The organism is Streptomyces sp. NBC_01142, from assembly GCF_026341125.1.
GTDB lineage: Bacteria > Actinomycetota > Actinomycetes > Streptomycetales > Streptomycetaceae > Streptomyces.
The window spans coordinates 3,113,957-3,133,669 of sequence record NZ_JAPEOR010000001.1; the positions used below are offsets into that span (position 1 = coordinate 3,113,957).

At 72.5% G+C, this 19,713-nt stretch carries 4 protein-coding genes; 2 read left to right on the plus strand and 2 right to left on the minus strand.

Translation table 11 applies throughout. The features are described 5' to 3' along the window. Nucleotides 1-145: 145 nt before the first annotated feature. Both OG883_RS14085 and OG883_RS14090 read right to left on the minus strand, forming a co-directional pair. A complete protein-coding gene (locus tag OG883_RS14085; protein ID WP_266539903.1) occupies nucleotides 146-730 on the minus strand; it encodes a GNAT family N-acetyltransferase in 585 nt (194 codons plus the stop codon). A 294-nt stretch (nucleotides 731-1,024) separates the two neighbouring features. Then, nucleotides 1,025-2,578 carry a M4 family metallopeptidase gene (locus OG883_RS14090; RefSeq protein ID WP_266539905.1) on the minus strand — a complete coding sequence of 518 codons (1,554 nt, stop codon included), beginning with the start codon at nucleotides 2,576-2,578 and terminating at the stop codon, nucleotides 1,025-1,027. A gap of 579 nt (nucleotides 2,579-3,157) precedes the next feature. On the opposite strand from OG883_RS14090, the gene OG883_RS14095 reads away from it, so the two are divergent. Beyond that, the gene (locus tag OG883_RS14095; RefSeq protein ID WP_266539907.1) at nucleotides 3,158-4,882 is read left to right on the plus strand and encodes a fatty acyl-AMP ligase; all 1,725 of its coding nucleotides are present in this window, start codon (nucleotides 3,158-3,160) and stop codon (nucleotides 4,880-4,882) included. Nucleotides 4,883-5,073: 191 nt separating this feature from the next. Further along, entirely contained in the window at nucleotides 5,074-19,662 is a 14,589-nt protein-coding gene (locus tag OG883_RS14100; protein WP_266539909.1) for a type I polyketide synthase, read from the plus strand. Nucleotides 19,663-19,713 lie beyond the last annotated feature (51 nt).

Sequence of the window (19,713 nt, forward strand, 5' to 3'; positions counted from 1 at the left end):
CTGTCGCGCTTCAGAAGAATTCCAGGAGCTCCTGAATGGGCGCGATCGCGAACACGCACTGCGCGGGAGCCGCCGACCGCGACCGTCCCAGGCGCCTACTGAGGGAAGGTGGCCCCGGCCGACGAGACTGACGCACGCAGCGCGCTCAGGAGTCCTGCCGGATACGCGCGTGAAGGTGCACGTCGTGCCAGCCGTCCGCATGCAGCCAGGCCCTGCGACGGATGCCCTCCTCCTCGAACCCGGCCTTGATCGCGACGCGGCAAGACGGCCGATTGGCGGTCGAATGCTCAAGTTCGATTCGGTGGAACCCGCCCTTCCCCAGCGCCCAGCGAGTCAGCACCATGACCGCGCGGGGGCACAGTCCACCACCGCGTGCTGACGGCACCATCCAGTAGGCGAGTTCAGCCTTGCCATCCGTCAGGACCAGTGACTTCAGAGCGACCCGGCCCAGAAGCGTGTCACTTTCGGCGTCGACCACCGCCCAGTGAGCGCCCGTCTCCTCCCGCCAACCGCTCCGCCACCCTTCGATCCACTCCCGCGCCTCATCCAGGGAATCAGCCCTCCGCACATGCCAGCGTTGGATTGCCGGATCCTGGAACGCCTCCCTCACGGCAGCAGCATCTGTGAGCAGCCAAGGACGCAGCAGCACATCATCTCCGACCGGCAAAGTGGGCTGGTCGGATTCGGCAAGATGACCAACGGACATCGCGGGAGCGACCAAAGAAGGCATGACCAGCATTCTGCCGAAGACGCCTTGCGGCACAGGCCGCTGTCTCCCCATGGGCTATCGATATGTCCGCCCGCAGGCACCGTTCACGTCGCAACGCTCCCTGGCGGTTCGTCCGTCAGTGAGCGCAGGCATCCCGGTGCGATGGAGTGCCATGTCGTCGAGCCGGCCGCGGACGGCTCCTGTGTGCGCCCGAGCGGCCCTCGCGGGTCCCGACCGCTCGGGACATCCGCCCGGCTCGGCGAAGTGCCCCGGAGAAGCCGACGGCTCTCCGGGGCACTCGACACAAGGGCGCGGTTACTTGACGTTGACCGCTGCCCAGGCGGCGGCGACGGTCTTCGCCTCGGTCCCGTCAGCTCCGTACAGGTCGTTCGCCGCCTTCACGGTCGCCTCACGGGCGGCCTTGTAGTCGGTCGTCGAAGTCATGTACGCGGTGAGGGCCTTGTACCAGATCTTGTAGGCCTTCTCCCGGCCGATCCCGGCGACGGTCGAGCCGTCCGAGGTGGGGGAGTCGTACGCGACACCGTTGATCGTCTTCTTGCCGCTGCCCTCGGCCAGCAGATAGAAGAAGTGGTTGGCGATGCCCGAGGAGTGGTGGACATCGGCGTCGCCGGCGCCCTCCTTCCAGGCGTCCAGCGATTTGCCGTCCTTGCTCGGCTTGTCCATGTAGCGCAGCGGGGTGCCGTCTCCGCGAATGTCGATCTTTTCGCCGATGAGATAGTCGCCGACGTCTTCCTTGTTGTCGGCGAAGAACTCGACCGAGGTGCCGAAGATGTCGCTGGTCGCCTCGTTGAGTCCACCGGACTCACCGCTGTACTCCAGGTTGGCGGTGTGCGAGGTCAGACCGTGGCTCATCTCGTGGCCCGCCACGTCGATCTCGGTGAGGGGCCTCTTGTTGCCCTCTCCGTCGCCGTAGGTCATGCAGAAGCAGCTGTCGTCCCAGAAGGCGTTGACGTACGCGTTGCCGTAGTGGACCCGGGAGTAGGCGGCTTTGCCGTCGCCCGCGATCCCGTTGCGCCCCAGCTCCGCCTTGTAGAAGTCCCAGGTCACGGCGGCCCCGTAGTGGGCGTCGACGGCGGCGGTCTGCCGGTCGGAGTTGCTGCCGTCGCCCCACTTGTCGTCGTCGTCCGACAGGAGCTCGCCGGTGCCGCTCTGGCCCTGGGCCAGGTCGTACGTCTTGTGGCCACCGCGCTCGCCGTCGGTGAGCTCGAAACCGGATCCGCCCTTGGTGGTGGTGAGGGGGACCTCACCGCTGTACTGGCTGGTGCCGGTGCCGGTCTCGATGGCCTCGTACTGGTGGAGCTTCTTACCGGTGGCGGCGTCGGTGATGACGTGCAGTCTGCTGGGAGTGCCGTCCTTCTGGACACCGGACTTGACGGTCTCGAAGGCGAGGACAGGCTTGCCCTTGCCGGCCCAGATCACCTTGCGGGCACCGGCGACGGCCCGTCGCGCCGTGTTGGTGGTCGCCACCTGTATTCGGGCGTCGTTCGCCTTGTCCACACTCTTGAGCTTGCCGTTCTTGGCGGTGTGGGTGACGAGGTCGCCGCCGAGGACCGGCAGCCCGGCGTAGGTGCGCTCGTAGCGGGTGTGTACGGTGCCGTCGGCGTCCTTGACGACGTCACGGACGACCAGCTTCTCCTCGGAGCCGAGCCCCAGTTGTCCGGCGGCCGTGACGGACTGCGCCTGGGCCGCCTTGATGACTGCGGCGCGCTCGGAAGCACGCGGCGCCGGGGTGGGGCTGTCGGCGCGGTCGGGGACGGCGGTTGCCGAACCGGTCTCCACGCCGACGACGAGCATGGCGGCAGCGGCCACGAGGGCAGCGGCGCGCCGGGTGTTCTTGTGGGGGGTCATGCGATCTCCATCGCTTGTCCTGTGGGGGGTTGACCGCGACTGAGCGTGCCACCGAACGAGCGGAATCGACCGAGCGCTGACAATTACCTCACAACTTTTTGACCAGCTCTTGTCCGACTGGGGTGTCTCTCTATCCGATATCCGACAATCCTTGACGTCCTGTCAGCACTGTTTGTGCACAACCGGATTGACAGTGACCTGCTCGGGGCGGGGGATATCGGCCGGAACGGCTGTGGTGCGTGGCGCGTTCGTATCCCGTTGGCTGAACCGGCTCGTGATGCGACGATCCGGGCCCTGCAGCCCCTCGCTCCCGAGGAATCCAACTCCGTTGGACACCCAGGGTTTACATGCGCTCGACCTGCCCGGCCGAGGGGACTTGCTATGGTGCTACTCATCGGTAGTAGCCGAACGGGGGGCACGAGGAGTCGGTGGACGCATCGCCGCAACTCCTCGTGCGGGCGGTCGAGACGGACGACCTGGCAAGGGGGCCAGGTCGGCGACGACTTCTGCGCATACGTACGACGCGGCCCCGGACTCCGGCTTCCTCGCCCACCTATCCGGACAGGTGAGACTCGTTACATGGCTCGTTCCCTGGTCGACTTACTGACCGCGCATGCCTCGCAACAGCCCGACCGGACCGCCTACCGCTATCTCGTCACGGGGGACTGCGGCGGAGAGATCCAGAACATCTCGTACGGGCGTCTGGCCGGCCGGTCCCGCGCCATCGCCGCCTGGCTGCAGGAGCGCGGCCTGGCCGGTTCCCGCGCCATGCTGCTGTACCCGCCCGGCCTCGAGTTCATCTGCGGCTACCTGGGCTGTCTCTCGGCCGGAGTCGTCGCCGTGCCCGGCGTGCCCCCGCAGGGGCGGTCGCAGAACCACCGCGCCCTGACGCGGATGAAGCGCGTGATCGCCGACGCGGACGCCAAGGTGATCCTGGGCGGCCGTGAGGTGATCGCCGCCCTGGGCGCCATGGCGGAACACCTGCCCGAACTGGCCGAGATCACCTGCGTCGCCACTGAGGACATTCCCGACGAGGCGGCCGGCTCCTGGCGCGAGCCCGATCTCACCGCCGACTCGGTCGCCTTCCTCCAGTACACCTCCGGGTCCACCTCCGCCCCGCGCGGTGTGATGGTGACGCACGGGAACCTGCTGGACAACGAGCGGGTCATCACCGAGCGGATGGGCCACTCCCCGGACATGATCGCGGAGTACGACCACGAACTGTTCGTCAGCTGGCTGCCCGTGTACCACGACATGGGCCTCATCGGCCCGGTCCTGAACACGGTCTATCTCGGCGCCACTGCCACGCTCTTCTCGCCCCTGCACTTCCTGCAGCAGCCCGGGCGCTGGCTGACCGCCCTCAGCCGCTACCGCCCGCACACCAGCGGCGGCCCCAACTTCGCGTACGAGCTGTGCCTGAAGCACGCTGCGCCCGACCTCATCGACGGCCTCGACCTGAGCCGGTGGAAGGTTGCCTTCAACGGCGCCGAACCGGTGCGGGCAGCCACCCTGCGGCGGTTCAGCGAGACCTTCGGTACGGCCGGCTTCCGCCGCGAGGCCCTGTACCCGTGCTACGGCCTGGCCGAGGCCACCCTGATGGTCACCGGCAGCTCGGTGGAGGCCCCGCCCACCCTGATCGAAGCCGCTGCGACCGGGCCGCACGCCGGCGCGGCGGACGCGGCGGCGGTCAGCTCCGGCCGCCCCGGCCCCGGCATGACCGTGGTGATCGCCGACCCCGAGCGGCAGGAGGAACTGCCCGAGGGCGAGGCCGGCGAAATCTGGGTCGGCGGCGCGAGCGTCGCCAAGGGCTACTGGCGCAATACCCTCGCCACCCGCGAGACCTTCCGGGCCACTCTGAAGGGCCGGGAGGGCCGTTTTCTGCGGACCGGTGACCTCGGATTCCTGCGTGACGGCGAACTGTTCGTCACCGGCCGCCTCAAGGACCTGATAGTCATCGACGGGCGCAACCACTACCCGCAGGACCTGGAGCTGTCCGCCGAGATGTCCCACTGGGCGCTGCGGCCGGGCTGCACCGCAGCGTTCTCCGTGGACAGCGGAGTTGAGGGCGAGCGGCCCGTCATCGTCGCCGAGACGGCCCCGGAGGTGGCGGGCGAGTCCGAGAAGATCAACGACCTGATCCGCAGCGCGATCGGCGAGGCCCACGGCCTGTCGCTGCACGACATCGTGCTGGTCCACCCCGGCACCATCCCCAAGACGTCCAGCGGGAAGATCCAGCGCCGCGCGTCCCGGGCGGCGTACCTCGACGGCACCCTCTCGGTGGTCGACGCGCCCGCCACGAGTTGACGTCCGCCCGCCGTCGGCGCGCGCGTCCGCGCCGACGGCGGCATGACGGACATACGGGTCGTGCGCCGGTTCCACGGTCGTACGTTGCCCGAATCCGCCGTACGTCGGCCATCAGCCGTACCCCAGGCGTACCAGCCGCATCGGTCGTACGGAAACCGCCTGAGCCCGAGTTCACGAGGACACCTGTCTAGATGCCTGCGAACGAGACCCCGAAGCAGTTCCCCGAGATATCCATCACGACTCCCGAGGGCGTGCGAGCCTGGCTGGTGCCGGCCGTCGCCGAGGCGGCCGGGCTCGACCCGCTGGCCGTCGACCCGGAGCGGCCGATCGCCGAATTCGGTCTGGGATCACTTCAGTTGGTGAGGCTGGCCGCAGACCTCTCGGCGCGGATCGGCCGGTCTTTGGAGCCGTCCCTCGTCTTCAACCACCCGACGATCGCGGCGATCGCCGACGTGGTCTTCGACGCACGGCCCGCCGGCGCGGTGGCGGCGGACCCGGCGCCGACGGTAGCGCCCGGACGGGCGGACGACGACATCGCGATCATCTCCATGGCCTGCCGCTTCCCCGGCGGAGCCGACAGCCCCGAGGCGCTGTGGCGGCTGCTGGCCGAGGGCGAGGACGCCATCGCCGAGGTGCCCGCGGGCCGTTGGGACACCCAGGGGCTCTACGACCCCGACCCGGAGGCCACCGGCAAGGCGTACACCCTGCGCGGCGGCTTCCTCCGCGACATCGACCGTTTCGACGCGTCCTTCTTCGGGATCTCGCCGCGCGAGGCCGCGGCCATGGACCCGCAGCAGCGGCTGCTGCTGCAGACCACCTGGGAGGCCATCGAGCGCACCGGCATCGTCCCGGAGACGCTGAACGGCAGCTCCACAGGCGTCTACATCGGCCTGTACGACAGCGGATACCTGGCCTCGGCCGGACTGGAGCAGCTCGACGGGCACGTCGGCACGGGCTCGGCATCCAGCGTGGCCTCCGGACGTATCGCCTACACCCTCGGACTCCAGGGCCCGGCGCTGACCGTCGACACCGCCTGCTCCTCCTCCCTCGTCGCCCTGCACCTGGCAGCACGGGCGCTGGCGAACGGCGAGTGCGACCTCGCACTGGCAGGCGGTGCGACGCTGCTGGTGACGCCGCGCGGACACGTCGAGTTCAGCAGGCTGCGCGGGCTGTCGCCGTCCGGGCAGTGCAGCCCGTTCTCGACCGACGCGGACGGCGTGGTGTGGGCCGAGGGCTGCGGTCTGGTGCTGCTCAAGCGGCTCGCGGACGCGCGCCGGCACGGTGACCGGGTCCTTGCGGTCGTCAAGGGGTCGGCGATCAACCAGGACGGCCGCAGCCAGGGCCTGAGTGCCCCGAACGGCCCCGCCCAGGAGCGGGTGCTGCGCGCGGCGCTCGACTCCGCCGGCCTCCGGCCGGACGACCTGGACTACGTCGAGGCGCACGGCACGGGCACGCGGCTCGGCGACCCCATCGAGGGCGGGGCGCTGGCCGCCGTCTTCGGACCGGGGCGACCGGCCGACCGGCCGCTCGGCGTCGGCTCCCTCAAGTCCAACATCGGTCACACACAGGCCGCGGCGGGCATCGGCGGCGTCATCAAGACGGTACTGGCCCTCGGCCATGAGCTGCTCCCGGCATCGCTGCACGCCGATACCCCGACCGAGCACGTCGAGTGGGCGGACAGCGGCCTGCGCGTGCACAGCAGCGCCCAGGCGTGGCCGCGAGGCGACGACCGGGTGCGGCGCGCCGGGGTGAGCGCGTTCGGGATCAGCGGCACGAACGCGCATGTGGTTCTGGAGGAGGCGCCTTCGGACCTGGCGCGGATGGCCGGCGCGCCGACGCCTGCCCAGCAGCCGCCTGCCCAGCAGCCGACCACGGGGCAGCCGACCGAGGAGCAGTCGACCGAGGAGCAGTCGGCTGCCGAGCCCGAGCCTGCCCAGGAGCCGACCGCCGAAGAGCCCACCGCGGAACTGCCCGCAAAGACCCTCTTCCCGCTCTCCGCCCGCACCCTCCCCGCCCTCCGGGGGCAGGCCGGCCGCCTCCTCGAAGTGCTCGCGGCGCAGCCGCAGTTGCCGCTGCCCGACGTGGCCGCAACGCTGACCCACCACCGTACGCACTTCGAGCACCGAGCCGTCGTCCAGACGAGCAGCCGCGACGAACTGCTGACCGCGTTGCGCGGGCTGGCCGAGGGACAGCCCGACGCCGACATGGTCGTCGGCCCCCAACAGACCCTTCTCCCGGGCAAGCTGGCCTTCGTCTTCCCCGGCCAGGGCGCCCAGTGGGCCGGCATGGCCCGCGATCTGCAGGACCACTCACCGGTGTTCGCGGACGAACTCGACCGGTGCGACGCCGCGCTGCGCCCGTTCACCACGTGGTCGGTGGCGGCCGTCCTGCGCGGCGACGCGGGCGCCCCGTCCCTGGACCGCGTGGACGTCGTCCAGCCCGTCCTCTTCGCCGTCACCGTGTCCCTGGCAGCGGTGTGGCGGGCCCGTGGCATACGCCCCGATGCCGTGATCGGGCACAGCCAGGGCGAGGTCGCCGCGGCCTGCGTCGCCGGGGCGCTCAGCCTCAACGACGCTGCGGCGGTGGTCGCCCTGCGCAGCCAGGCCCTGACCGAGCTGTCCGGCACCGGCACCATGGCGGTCGTCGCCCTGCCGCACACCGAGGTCGAGGCCCTCCTCGCCGACCTCGGCGGCCGGGTGTCCGTCGCTGCTGTGAACAGCGGCCGGTCGACGGTGATCGCCGGTGACCTGGAGCCACTCGAAGCTCTGCTCGCCGACCTCGACCGGCAGCACGTGTTCGTCCGCCGCCTCGACGTCGACTACGCCTCCCACAGCGCCCAGGTCGAGCCGGTCCGGCGGGCGATCCTCGACGAACTCGACGGCATCACCACGTACCCGACGTCCGTCGCCTGGTACTCCACGGTCCTGGGCGAGCCGGTCACCGAGGAGCTGGAAGCCGACTACTGGTACACCAACCTGCGCGAACCCGTCCGCTTCGCGCCCACCGTGGAACGCATGACGGCCGACGGCTACCGGTACTTCGTCGAACTCAGCCCCCACCCGTCCCTGCTCACCGCCCTGCGCACGGTCGCCGAAGACGCCGGGGCCGCCGAAGACGCCGGGGCTGCCGAAGACACAGCCCGTGACCTGGTCGCCGTCGGATCGCTCCGCCGCGACGAGGACGGGCCCGCCTGCCTGGACCGGGCCGCCGCCGAACTCCACGTCCACGGACGGCAGATCGACTGGCGCCGCCTGGTCGCGGATGCCGGAACGGCGGACCTGCCGACGTACGCCTGGGACCTGCAGCGCCACTGGATCGAGCCCGAGTCCGCCGTCGGTGCCCCCGGTCTGTTCGACCGCGCTGCGCACCCGCTGCTCGGCATCCAGCTGCAGTCGGCGGACGAGACCCGCTGGACCTTCCGCAACGAGTGGTCCCCGGCCACCGCCGACTGGCTGCCCGACCACGCCGTGTTCGGGCGGACAGTGGTGTCGGGCACGACCCTGATGGAGCTGTGCCGCGCCGCGCTCGCCGTGGCCTGCCCGGACGATCCGGGTGACGTCACCGACCTGCTTCTCCTCTCGCCCCTCACACTGCCCGAGTCCGGCACGGCCGAGGTGTCCATCGAGGTGGTCACTGCCGGTCCCGTACCGGAGATCACCGTGCACAGCCGTCCGCACTCCCAGGAGGCGGAAGCCAGGGGGTGGACCCTGCACGCCACCGCGTCGGCGTCCGAGCCCGCTCCGGTGGCGGCCGGACCGCCGCCGGTGTGGCCGGAGGCGGCCGAGCCGGCCTGGAGCCCGCAGACGTACGAGCGGCTCGCCGGGCTCGGCCTCGGCTACGGCCCGGCCTTCCAGGGCGTACGGTCGGCGGTCACGACCGGCGACGGTGAGCTGCTGGCCCGGCTCTCGCTGCCGTCCGTGGCCCGCGACGCGGCCGACCCGTACCCGGTCCACCCGGCGCTGCTGGACGCCGCGCTGCACGTGGCCGCTGTGTTCGATACGTCCGACGCGTCCGACGGCCGGGTGCTGCTGCCGGTCGCGGTGGGCCGCTGTGTCCTGCCGCCCGGTGGCGCGAGTGACCTCATCGCGTCCGTACGGAGGTCGGGCGGCACCGGGACGGACCTCACACTGGACGTGACGCTGTGGGACGCCGACGGTCTCCCGGCGGGCCGCCTGGAGGGCGTACGGCTGCGGGCCGCGGACCCGGCGGACCTGAACGGCGGCTCGGAGAACGGCCGGCACCTGTACGAGGTGGCGTGGACGGCCCTGCCCGAAGAGCCCGCCGGGGCGCCGGGCACCGAGTGGGCCGTCCTCGGCGACCTCACGGCCCCCGAGGTCGCGGTGGCCCTGCGAGGCCTTGAGGCGGCGGGGATCCAGCTGCGTGAAGCGGGCGCCGACGTCCTCGTACGGTTCTGGCCGCGCCGGGCGTCGGATGCCGAACCGGCTGCCGAGGCACAGGAGTTGGCGGCCACAGCGCTGGCTGAACTGCAGGCGCTGATCGCCCTCCCGCAGGATGAGGCGCCCGCCCGGACCGTCTGGGTGACCTGCGGCGCGGTCGCGGCCGGCGACGGGGACACCGTGCCGGGCCTGGCCCAGTCGGTGCTGTGGGGCCTGGCCCGCAGCACCCGCACCGAACACCCGGACCTCGGGCTGACCCTGCTCGACCTCGAGGGCTCAGACTTCGAGGGCTCAGACTTCGAGGGCTCAGACCGGGAGGGCTACGCCCCCGCGAACGCACTGCTCGCTGCCGTCGCCTACGCCGACGAGCCCGAACTCGCCCTCCGTGCGGGCGCGTTGCTCGTCCCGCGGCTGGTGCGCGCCCGTGCCAAGGACGAGTTGCGGATCCCGGCCGGGGACCAGTACGAGCTGGCGGGCCAACCGGCGGATGTGACACTGCGCGCGGTGGCGCCCCGGGCCTTGGCCCCCGGCCAGGTGAGGATCCAGGTGCACGCGGCCCGTCTGCACCCCACTGCGGCCCCCGTCCCGGGTGACGAAGCACTGCTCGCCGAGTGCGCCGGCGTGCTCACCGAGGTCGGCGCCGGCGTCGAGGGACTCGCCCCCGGCCTGCGGGTCGTCGCTCTCACCGACACCGCGCCCGGCTCCGAGGCGCTCGCCGACGCCCGGCTGGTCACGGTGCTCCCGGACGACCTGCCGTTCACCACCGCGGCCGCCCTGCCCCTTGCCCACGTGCCCCTCGACCACGCCGTCGCCGCCGAAGCCGCCGCGCCCGGCCGCGAACAGCTCGGCGCGGCCCTTGCCGCGGCTGTCGCGTCGGTCGCCGCCGGACAGACGCGTCCCGCACGCGCCCAGGTCCTGCCCGTCACCGCCGCACGCGAGGCGATACGGCGGCGGATCGCATCCGGCGGCCCCGTCGTCCTCGACCTGGTCGGGCGGCCCACCCTGGTGCCCACCGACGGCACAGTGCTGATCACCGGCGGTCTGGGCGCGGTCGGCCGGCACATCGCCCGGCTCCTCGCCGGCCACGGCGTCCCCCGCCTGCTGCTGACGTCCCGCCGGGGCGCCGACGACCCGCGCACCGCCGAGGTCACCGCGGAACTGACCGCGCTCGGTGCCGACATCGAAGTGGCGGCGTGCGACGTCGCCGACGCTACGGCCGTGGCCGGCGTACTCGCCCGTGCCGGCGACGAGTTGCCGCTGCGCGGCGTTGTGCACTGTGCCGGCGTCCTGGCCGACGGCGTGGTCGCCGACCTGACGCCCGAACGCCTCGCGCAGGTGCTGCGCCCCAAGGTCGACGGCGCCGCCCACCTGCACCGGCTCACCGCCGACGCGCCGCTCGACCTCTTCCTGCTGGTCTCCTCGGCCGCCGGCGTCGTCGGCAACGCGGGCCAGAGCAACTACGCGGCGGCCAACACCTTCCTCGACCAACTGGCCCATCACCGAAGGGCCTTGGGCCTGCCCGGCGTCTCGGTCTCCTTCGGCGCCTGGGCGGGCGAGGGACTGGCCGCCGAACACGCCGACCTGGAGCGGATGGCCCGCCTCGGCCACCGCGCCCTCACCCCCGACCAGGGCCGGGACCTCGTCGAACTGTCCCTGCGGCGAGGCGCACCGCACCTGGTCGCCTGGGCCCTGGACCTGCCCCGCATGTGGGGGACCGCGGCGGTCGCAGGCGGCGCCACGGCGGCCCTGTGGCGCTCGCTGCTGCCCGCGCCCCGCACCGGCCAGGACGGCGGCGACGGCCTGGCCGGCCGCCTGGCCCGGCTGCCGGAGACCGAACGCGCCGCACGCGTCCTGGCCCTGGTCCGCGAAGAGGCCTCCCGCGCCCTGGGCCTGCGCTCAGCGGAGTCCGTCCGCCCCGACCAGCCGCTGCGCGAACTCGGCATGGACTCGTTGACGGCGGTCGAACTCCGCAGCCGCATCGGCACCCGCATCGGCGCCAAACTCCCCGCCACCTTGCTGTTCGACCACCCCACCGCGGCCCGGCTCGCCGAGTACCTGCTGACCACCGCACTCGCGACGGGCGGCCGTACGCCCCGTCGGGCCGCGCCCGACAGGCAGCGGATCCGCACGGCGTCGGCACCCGACGAGCCGGTGGCCGTGGTGGCCATGGCATGCCGCCTGCCGGGCGGAGTGAACGATCCGGAAGACCTCTGGCGCCTGGTCGCGGAGGGCCGTGACGCGGTGGGCCCGTTCCCGGCGGGACGCTGGGACGTGGAGTCCCTGTACGACCCCGACCCGGAGGTCATGGGCAAGTCGTACGTCCGGGAAGGCGGCTTCCTCGGCGACATCGAGTCCTTCGATGCGGGCTTCTTCGGGATCACTCCGAAGGAGGCGGCAGCCATGGACCCGCAGCAGCGACTGCTGCTGGAGACGGCGTGGGAGGCGCTGGAGCACGCGGGGATCGTGCCCGCCGGGCTGGCGGGGAGCACCACCGGTGTGTACGTCGGCATGTTCGGCAGCGACTACCTGGCGGGCTCCCGGCTCGACCAGCTGGACGGGTACGTCGGTACGGGGTCGGCGCTGAGCGTGGCCTCGGGCCGGCTCGCGTACGCGCTGGGGCTCAACGGCCCGGCGTTGACGGTGGACACGGCGTGCTCGTCGTCGCTCGTGGCGACGCACCTGGCGGCGCAGGCGCTGCGGTCGGGCGAGTGCGACCTGGCGCTCGCCGGCGGCGTGACGCTGATGGTGACGCCGCAGACCTTCGTGGAGTTCAGCCGCCTGCGGGGTCTGTCCCCGACCGGCCGCTGCCGTTCCTTCTCCGACGAGGCCGACGGCGCCATCTGGGCCGAGGGCGCGGGCATGGTCGTCCTGAAGCGCCTGAGTGACGCGCGGCGTGACGGTGACGAGGTGCTGGCGGTGCTGCGCGGCACGGCCGTCAACCAGGACGGCCGCAGCCAGGGGCTGTCCGCGCCGAACGGTCCGGCTCAGGAACAGGTGATCCGGCGGGCGCTGGAGCTGTCCGGGCTCGAAGCCACCGACATCGACTACGTGGAGGCGCACGGGACGGGGACGACGCTGGGCGACCCGATCGAGGCGAACGCCCTGGCGGAGGTCTTCGGCGACTCGCGTCCGCACGGCCGCCCCCTGTACCTGGGCTCGCTCAAGTCCAACATCGGTCATGCACAGGCGGCTTCGGGTGTGGCCGGGCTGATCAAGGTGGTGCAGTCGCTGCACCACCAGACCCTGCCGGCCACCCTGCACGCCGGCACGCCCAGCAGGCACATCGACTGGGACGGCAGCGGGCTGGATCTGCTGCAGGAGGCGGTGGCCTGGCCGTCGTCGGGGGAGCGGGTACGGCGCGCCGGCGTGAGCGCCTTCGGGATCAGCGGAACCAACGCGCATGTCATCGTGGAGGAGGCCCCGCGGGTCGAGGCGGAGCCGAAGGGCGACGTCACACCGGGGAAGCGGCTGTTCGTGCTGTCCGGCCGCAGTGAGGCCGCCGTGCGGGGGCAGGCCGCGCAGCTGGCCCGGTACGTGACCGAAGGCACCGACCTGCCGGACGTCGCCCACACCCTGGCACGGCACCGCAGCCACTTCGAGCGGCGCGCGGCGATCGTGGCGGGCGACCGGGACGAACTGCGCGCCGCGCTGCACGCGTTGGCGGCCGGACGGGCACCCCTGGCAGCGCCTCGCGAGGAGCACACGGGCAAGGTGGCCTTCGTCTTCGCCGGACACGGTGGTCAATGGCCGGGCATGGGCGTGGAGTTGATGGCCGACTCGGAGGCCTTCCGGGAGGAGCTGGCCCGTATCGACGAGGCAGTACGCCGTCACGTCGGCTGGTCGGTGCTCACTGTGCTGCGGGCGCCGGAGGAAATCGCCCCCCTCAACCGGACCGAGTTCCTTCAGCCGGTGCTGTTCGCGGTCAACGCGGCGCTGGCCGCCGCCTGGCGTGCGCTCGGCGTCGCCCCGGACGCCGTGGTCGGGCACAGCCTGGGCGAGATAGCCGCCGCGTACAGCGCGGGCGCCCTCACCCTGGACGACGCCGTGGCCGTGGTGACCGGGCGTGCCGAGGCGGTCGTACCGCTGGTCGGGCAGGGCGGAATGCTGGCCGTGGAGCTGCCGCGCACACAGATCGAGGAGCTGCTCGCGCCGTACGCGGACCGGCTGTTCGTCGCGGCGGTCAACAGCGCGCACTCCACTGCCGTCTCCGGCGACGCCGACGCCCTGGCCGAGCTGCGACGACACCTCGACGAGCAGCACATCTCCGCACGACGGCTGTCGACGCCGTTCGCCTCGCACACCCCCATGATGGATCCGCTCCGCGAGGAACTGCTCGAGCGGTTCTCCGGCATCCGGGGCAGGCGGACGCCGACCCCGCTGTACTCGGCGGTGCTGGCCGAGCCCGTGCCCGGTGACCGGCTGGACGCCGCGTACTGGTACGCCAACCTCCGGCAACCCGTCCGCTTCGCGGACGCGATCCGACGGATGCTGGACGACGGCTACCGCTACTTCGTGGAGCTGAGCCCGCACCCGTCGCTCACCGCGTCGATCGAGGCGGTGGCGGCCGAGGCCGGGATCGACGCGGTCGGCGTCGGCTCGCTGCGCCGCCAGCAGGACGGGCGCGGCGTTCTGCTGCGCAGGCTGGGGGAGATGTACGCGGCGGGGCACACGCCCGACTGGCCGGTGCTGTTCCCGGAGGGCCGCCGAGTCGGCCTGCCCACGTACGCGTTCGCCCGCGAGCGCCACTGGCTCGCACCCGCACCCGCCACCGCAACAGGCGGTTCGCCGCTCCTCGGTACGCACGTCGAGGCCAGCGACGAACCCGACCGGCACCTCTTCCAGAGCGAAATAGACCTGCGCGACAGCCGTTTCGCCTATCTGACCGACCACCAGGTCACCGGCGAGGTCTGGCTGCCCGGCGCCGCCTTCCTCGACATGGCCCTGGAGGCGGCGGCCGCGCTGCAGGACGGCGGCGACGTCCGGCTGGCCGACGTCAGATTCGTACAGCCGCTGCGTCTGGACGCGGAGAAGCCCGTACGGCTGCAACTGGTCCTGCGGCCCGCCGAGGACGGCTTCCGGCACTTCACCATCGCCTCGGCGGCCACCGGTGAGCGCCGTACGCGGTGGGAGCGGCACGTCAGCGGACGCGTCGCAGTCACCCCGGCCGAAGCCGCCGCCGATACGGGAGAGGGGCTCGCCGCGCTGCGCGAGCGGTGTGTGCAGGAGGTGGACCTGCCGGATGTCTACGCCCGGTTGACCGCTCTCGGCATTGACTACGGTCCCTCCTTCCGGGGCCTGGAGAAGGGCCACCGCACGGACTCCGCGGCGCTCGGCCGGCTGGCCGACAGGCCCGCCGCCGGTCATCTGCTGCACCCCGCGGTCCTCGACGCCGCCTTCCACGCGGCCGCCCTGCCGGGCGACGCGCCCGAGGGCCGGGCGTTCGTGCCCGCCGGGGTCGGACGGCTGCGGTTCACCGGGCTGCGCACTACGCCTGTGTGGGTGACCTGCCACCTCCATTCCGTGGACGGCGACACCGCGACCCTGGACCTGCGTCTGCTGGACGAGAACGAGCAACTGGTCCTGGAGGCACTGGACGTCGAGCTCGCTGCGCTCTCGCCGCTGGACGGCGCGCTCTTCGAGACCCGCTGGCAGCCGCGCCCGGTCGCGCAGGAGCCGCCCGACCGGGGCAGTTGGCTGATCCTGGCGGACGAGACGGGCGTGGCCGCCGAACTCGCCGAGCGGCTGGGCTCCTCGGAGCCGCATGTGATCGCCCGCAGGGGTGAGGCGTTCGGCGTCGAGGGGCCCGGCCGGTACGTGCTCGATCCGGCCGATCCGCAGCATCTGGCCCGGCTGCTCGACGAGGCCTTCGCGGACGGGTTGCCCGAGCGGGTGGTCCAGCTGTCGGCGCTCGACGCTCCGGCGATCGGGGATGCCCGTACGGCCCAGGAGGCGGCCCGGCTGTGCTGCCTGAGCACCCTGCACCTGGTGCGGACGCTCGCCGACCGTCCGCACGGCCGGGCCCCCCGCCTGTTCGTGGTCGTACGCGGCAGCCAGGCCGCCGGTGACAGCATGCAGGTGACGCACCCTCAGCAGGCGCTCGCCTGGGGCTTCGGTCTCTCGGTGGCACAGGAGTACCCGGAGCTGTCGACCACGCTGGTCGACTTGCCGCCCACGGACGGCGTCGACGCCTTGTGGACGCAGTTGCGGCACGCGGACGACGAACGGCTGGTCGCGCTGCGGGAGCCGGGCCGCCTGGTGCCGCGCCTGGCCCGCACCCGCCCGGACGACGGCGGCCACGGCGCCGTCACCCCGGACGGTGTGTACCTGATCACCGGTGGTCTGGGCGGCCTCGGCCGCGTCGTCGCCGAGCGACTGGTGAGCCGGGGTGCCCGCCGACTGGCCCTGATGAGCCGGGGCAAGCCCACCACGGACGCGGCGAACTGGATCAAGGGTCTCGAAGAGCGCGGCGTCACCGTGCACCTCGCCCGCGCCGACGTCGCCGACCGGAACGGCCTGACGGCCGCCCTGGACGCCGTACGACGTGCAGCCGGACCCATCGCCGGCGTCGTCCACGCGGCCGGTGTCCTCGACGACGCCACGGTGGCGAACCTGACCGGCGAACGAGTACTGCGCGTGCTCGCCCCCAAGGTCCTGGGCACCACCCTGCTCACGGAGCTGATCCCGGAAGCCGAGAACCTGGTCCTCTTCGCCTCGGCGGCCGGTGTCCTCGGCTCGGCCGGACAGAGTCCGTACTCGGCGGCGAACGCCTTCCTCGACGCCTGGGCGCACCATCTCTCCCGTACCGACCGCCGGGCGCTGAGCCTGGACTGGGGTGCCTGGACGGGCGTCGGCATGGTCTCCGAGTCCGGTACCCGGGCCGCCGAGACCAGCCGGTCGGGTCTGGTCGGGCTCTCCGCGCAGGAGGGCGGCGAGCTGTTCGAGCGGGTGCTGGCCACGGCCCGCCGCCAGCTCGCGCCCATCGCCCTGGACTGGGAGATGCTGGCGCTCGACCCGGACGCGACGCGCACCCGCCCGATCCTGGGCGACCTGGTCACCGTCCCGACGGGGACGGCGGCCTCGGACGACCTCGTCAAGAAGGTGTTCGCGGCGACGACCGGCCACGACCGCGCCGCATGGCTCGAAGCGTACGTACGGGCCAGGGTCGGCGAAGTCTCCGGAGGTGCCGTGGACGCGTCCGCGACCACGGCCCTCAAGGAACTGGGCATGGACTCCCTCATGCTGGTGCGGCTGCGCAATGCCTTCGCCCGCGAGCTGGGCGTCGAACTCCCGGCTGCCGAGGTGTTCTCGGCGTCCGACATCCGCGGACTCGCACGGGCGCTGGGCGCGGCCCTGCCCGAGCGCGACACCGCGGCGCAGGGTGGGGAGCAGCAGGCTGACGTCACCTCCGAGGTGCCCGGCAGCGAACTGCGGCCCGCGACCCGCGATGTCGTACGGCTGTTGCGCAGTGCCCAGCCGGGCATGCCGGACGCGGCGCACGCCGTCGGCCTGGCCGTACGGCTCACCGCGCCGACCACTCGCGAGACGCTCACCGACATCCTCACCCGGCTCGCGGGACGGCACGCGGCCCTGCGCACCGCGATCGTCACCGGCGACGGACACGGGCGGCAGCTGCGGGTGGACCGGGAGTTGGCGCAACCGGTGCTGCGCTGGACAGGCGTGGCAGCCGATGCCGAACTCGACACCGCCGACCGGCTGAGTCAGCTGCTGGAGCCGCCGTTCGACCTGGCGAACCCCTCGCTGTGGAGGTTCGAACTGTTCGACGGCGGTGCACGGGGTCAGATCCTGGTGTTCGGCGCACACCACGCGGTGAGCGATCTGCAGTCGCTGCTGCTCGTGGCAGGGGAGATCGACGCCGAGCTGTCCGGCATCCCGCTCGGCGACGCCGTCACCAACCGGGACATCGACCTGCTGATCGAGGCCCAGCATCCCCAGCAGACCGGTGCCGGGCCCGGCACCGGCGCCGCGGAGTGGCGCGAGGCCTTCCACGGCAGCGCCCGTCTCGACCTGACGCTCGCCCGGCCGCGCCCCGCGGCGCGATCGTACCGGGCCGGCAGCGTGACCGTGGCGATCCCCGACGGGCTCATGGAGCGAGTGTCGGCAGCCGCGAGCAGGCTCGCCATCACGCCCGCCGCCTTCTGTCTCGGCACGCTGACCGTGCTGCTGGCGCGGAAGCGGGAGCGCGAGCGCTTCGTGCTCGCCGTGCCCGTGGACACGCGCATCCACGTCGACGCGTACGACGCGGTGGGCTTCTTCGGAGTGCCGGTGCCGTTCCCGGCCGGGGCCGGGGCGGGTGAGCGGATCGAGGAGGTGCTGCGCCGCACCGACGGCCGCCTCGACCGGGTCCTCGCGAAGGGCGCCATGTTCTCGGACGTCCTGTCGACGCTGGCCCAGCAGGGGCTGTACCGGGCGAACGCGCCGCTCGTCGAGGTGTACTTCAACTACGTACGCTCCTCCGCGGGCAGCCTCGCCAACCTGGAGGTGCTGCCGGCCGGGACGGGCTACTCCGACCTCGACCTGATGCTCACCATGACCCCGGACGCGGGCCGGATCCGGCTCGACCACAACCTCGACATCCTCGACGCGGCGACCTCCAGCGAGCTGGGGGAGGAGTTCGTGCGACTGCTCGTGGAGGCGGTCGAGGATCCGACGGCACCGGTTCGGACGACGCGTATGACAATCGATGCCGCTCCCGCCACGACCGAAGCTCCCGCCACGACCGGAACCCCGGCCACGACTGAAGCCCCGGTCGCCGACGAGCCCGCTGCCGCCCCGCGCCGCTCCCTCGCCCTCGCCGCCACCTTCGCCCTCGGCAACCTTCCGTTGATGTGCGAGACGGCGGTCAACGAGGGGGCGCAGGACGGCGGCGTGACGGTCGCGGAAGCCCCGTACCACCAGGCGCTCGCGAGCCTGCGGGACCCCTCTGGTGTCTTCGCCGACCCCTCTACGGCGGTGGGTGCGGTGCTGTTGCGGGCGGCGGACCTGGAACGGTTCGGCCCGGTGGACGACGCGCTGCTCGCCCAGCTGCGCACCGAGTACCCGGCCGCGCTGCGGGCGCTGTCCGAGCGGACCCGCACGCCGTTGATCGTCGGCTTCCTGCCGTCCTCGCGCAACGATGACCGCTTCGAGCGGTGGGAGCGCGAAATCGCCGCCGAGCTGGCCGAGCTGCCCGGCATCGCGGTGCTCCGCCCCGACGACTGGACCCGGCACCACGCCGTCGAAGAACGCTTCGACGAGCGGACCGAGCAGCTGGCCCACCTCCCCTTCACCCCGCACTTCCAGGCGGCGGTTGCCCTCCGGCTGGCCGAGGTCGTACGGGCGGTGCGGCGCCCCGCGCCCAAGGTGATCGCGGTGGACGGTGACGAGACCCTGTGGGGCGGGGTGGCCGGGGAGACCGGCCCGGAGGCGGTGGACCTGACCGGTCCGCGTGCCCTGCTGGCACGGAGGCTGTTGCAGTGGCGTGCCGGCGGCGCGCTGCTGGCGCTGGTCAGCAACAACGACGAGGACACGGTCCGGGCCGTCCTGGATCGCCCGGACAGCCTGCTGAAGGCGGAGCACTTCAGCGTGCTCTCCGCCGCGTGGGGCCCGAAGTCGGGCCGTCTGGCGCAGGCGGCGCGCACGCTCAACCTCGGTCTGGACAGCTTCCTGTTCCTCGACGACAACCCGGTCGAGATCGCGGGGGTGCGGGCGGCGCTGCCGGAGGTGCTGTCGGTGACCTGCCCGCCGACAGCTCAACTCGAGGAGTTCCTGGACCGGTTGTGGCCGCTGGTTCCGGCGGCGGCAACGGCCGAGGACTCACTGCGGGCGCATTTCTACGAGCAGGAGCGGGAACGGGACGCCCTCCAGGAGCAGGCCGGTTTCGAGGAGTTCCTCGACCGGTTGGAACTGGAGGTCGACATCCGGGCCCTGTCGGACGCCGACGTCCAGCGGGCCGAGCAACTCGACCGCCGTACGAACCAGTTCACCCTCCGCGCCCGGTCGGCCGACGGCGGTGATCTCGCCCGGTGGCGGGAGCACGGCGAGGTGTGGACGGCCGCGGCCCGCGACCGTTTCGGTGACTACGGCCAGATCGGCCTGCTCGCCATCCGCCCGGACGGCGGCCAACTCGACGTACTGGCCTGGATGATGAGCTGCCGGGCACTCGGCCGAGGTGTCGAGGAACACCTGTTGCAATGGCTGGCCGACCGCGCCGAGGAGCTGGGCTGCGCGAAGGTCCGGCTGACGGCGGAGCGCACCCCGCGCAACGTACCGGCCCGTCGTCTCCTCGCCGCGCTCGGCGGCGGCGACCAGGACGACGAGCGCCTGGAGACCGTGGTCACGCCGGAACACCTGCGGGCATTCCGCTCCTGGCAGCAGCAGCAGTGACCGGGCCGGCTCCGGCCTTCGCCGGCAGTGATGGAAAGGACAGCGCACACC

Excerpts from the sequence above, each read along its gene's own strand:
- OG883_RS14090 (WP_266539905.1), bottom strand. The coding sequence starts at position 2,578 with ATGACCCCCCACAAGAACACCCGGCGCGCCGCTGCCCTCGTGGCCGCT.
- OG883_RS14100 (WP_266539909.1), top strand. The coding sequence starts at position 5,074 with ATGCCTGCGAACGAGACCCCGAAGCAGTTCCCCGAGATATCCATCACG.
- OG883_RS14085 (WP_266539903.1), bottom strand. The coding sequence starts at position 730 with ATGCCTTCTTTGGTCGCTCCCGCGATGTCCGTTGGTCATCTTGCCGAA.
- OG883_RS14095 (WP_266539907.1), top strand. The coding sequence starts at position 3,158 with ATGGCTCGTTCCCTGGTCGACTTACTGACCGCGCATGCCTCGCAACAG.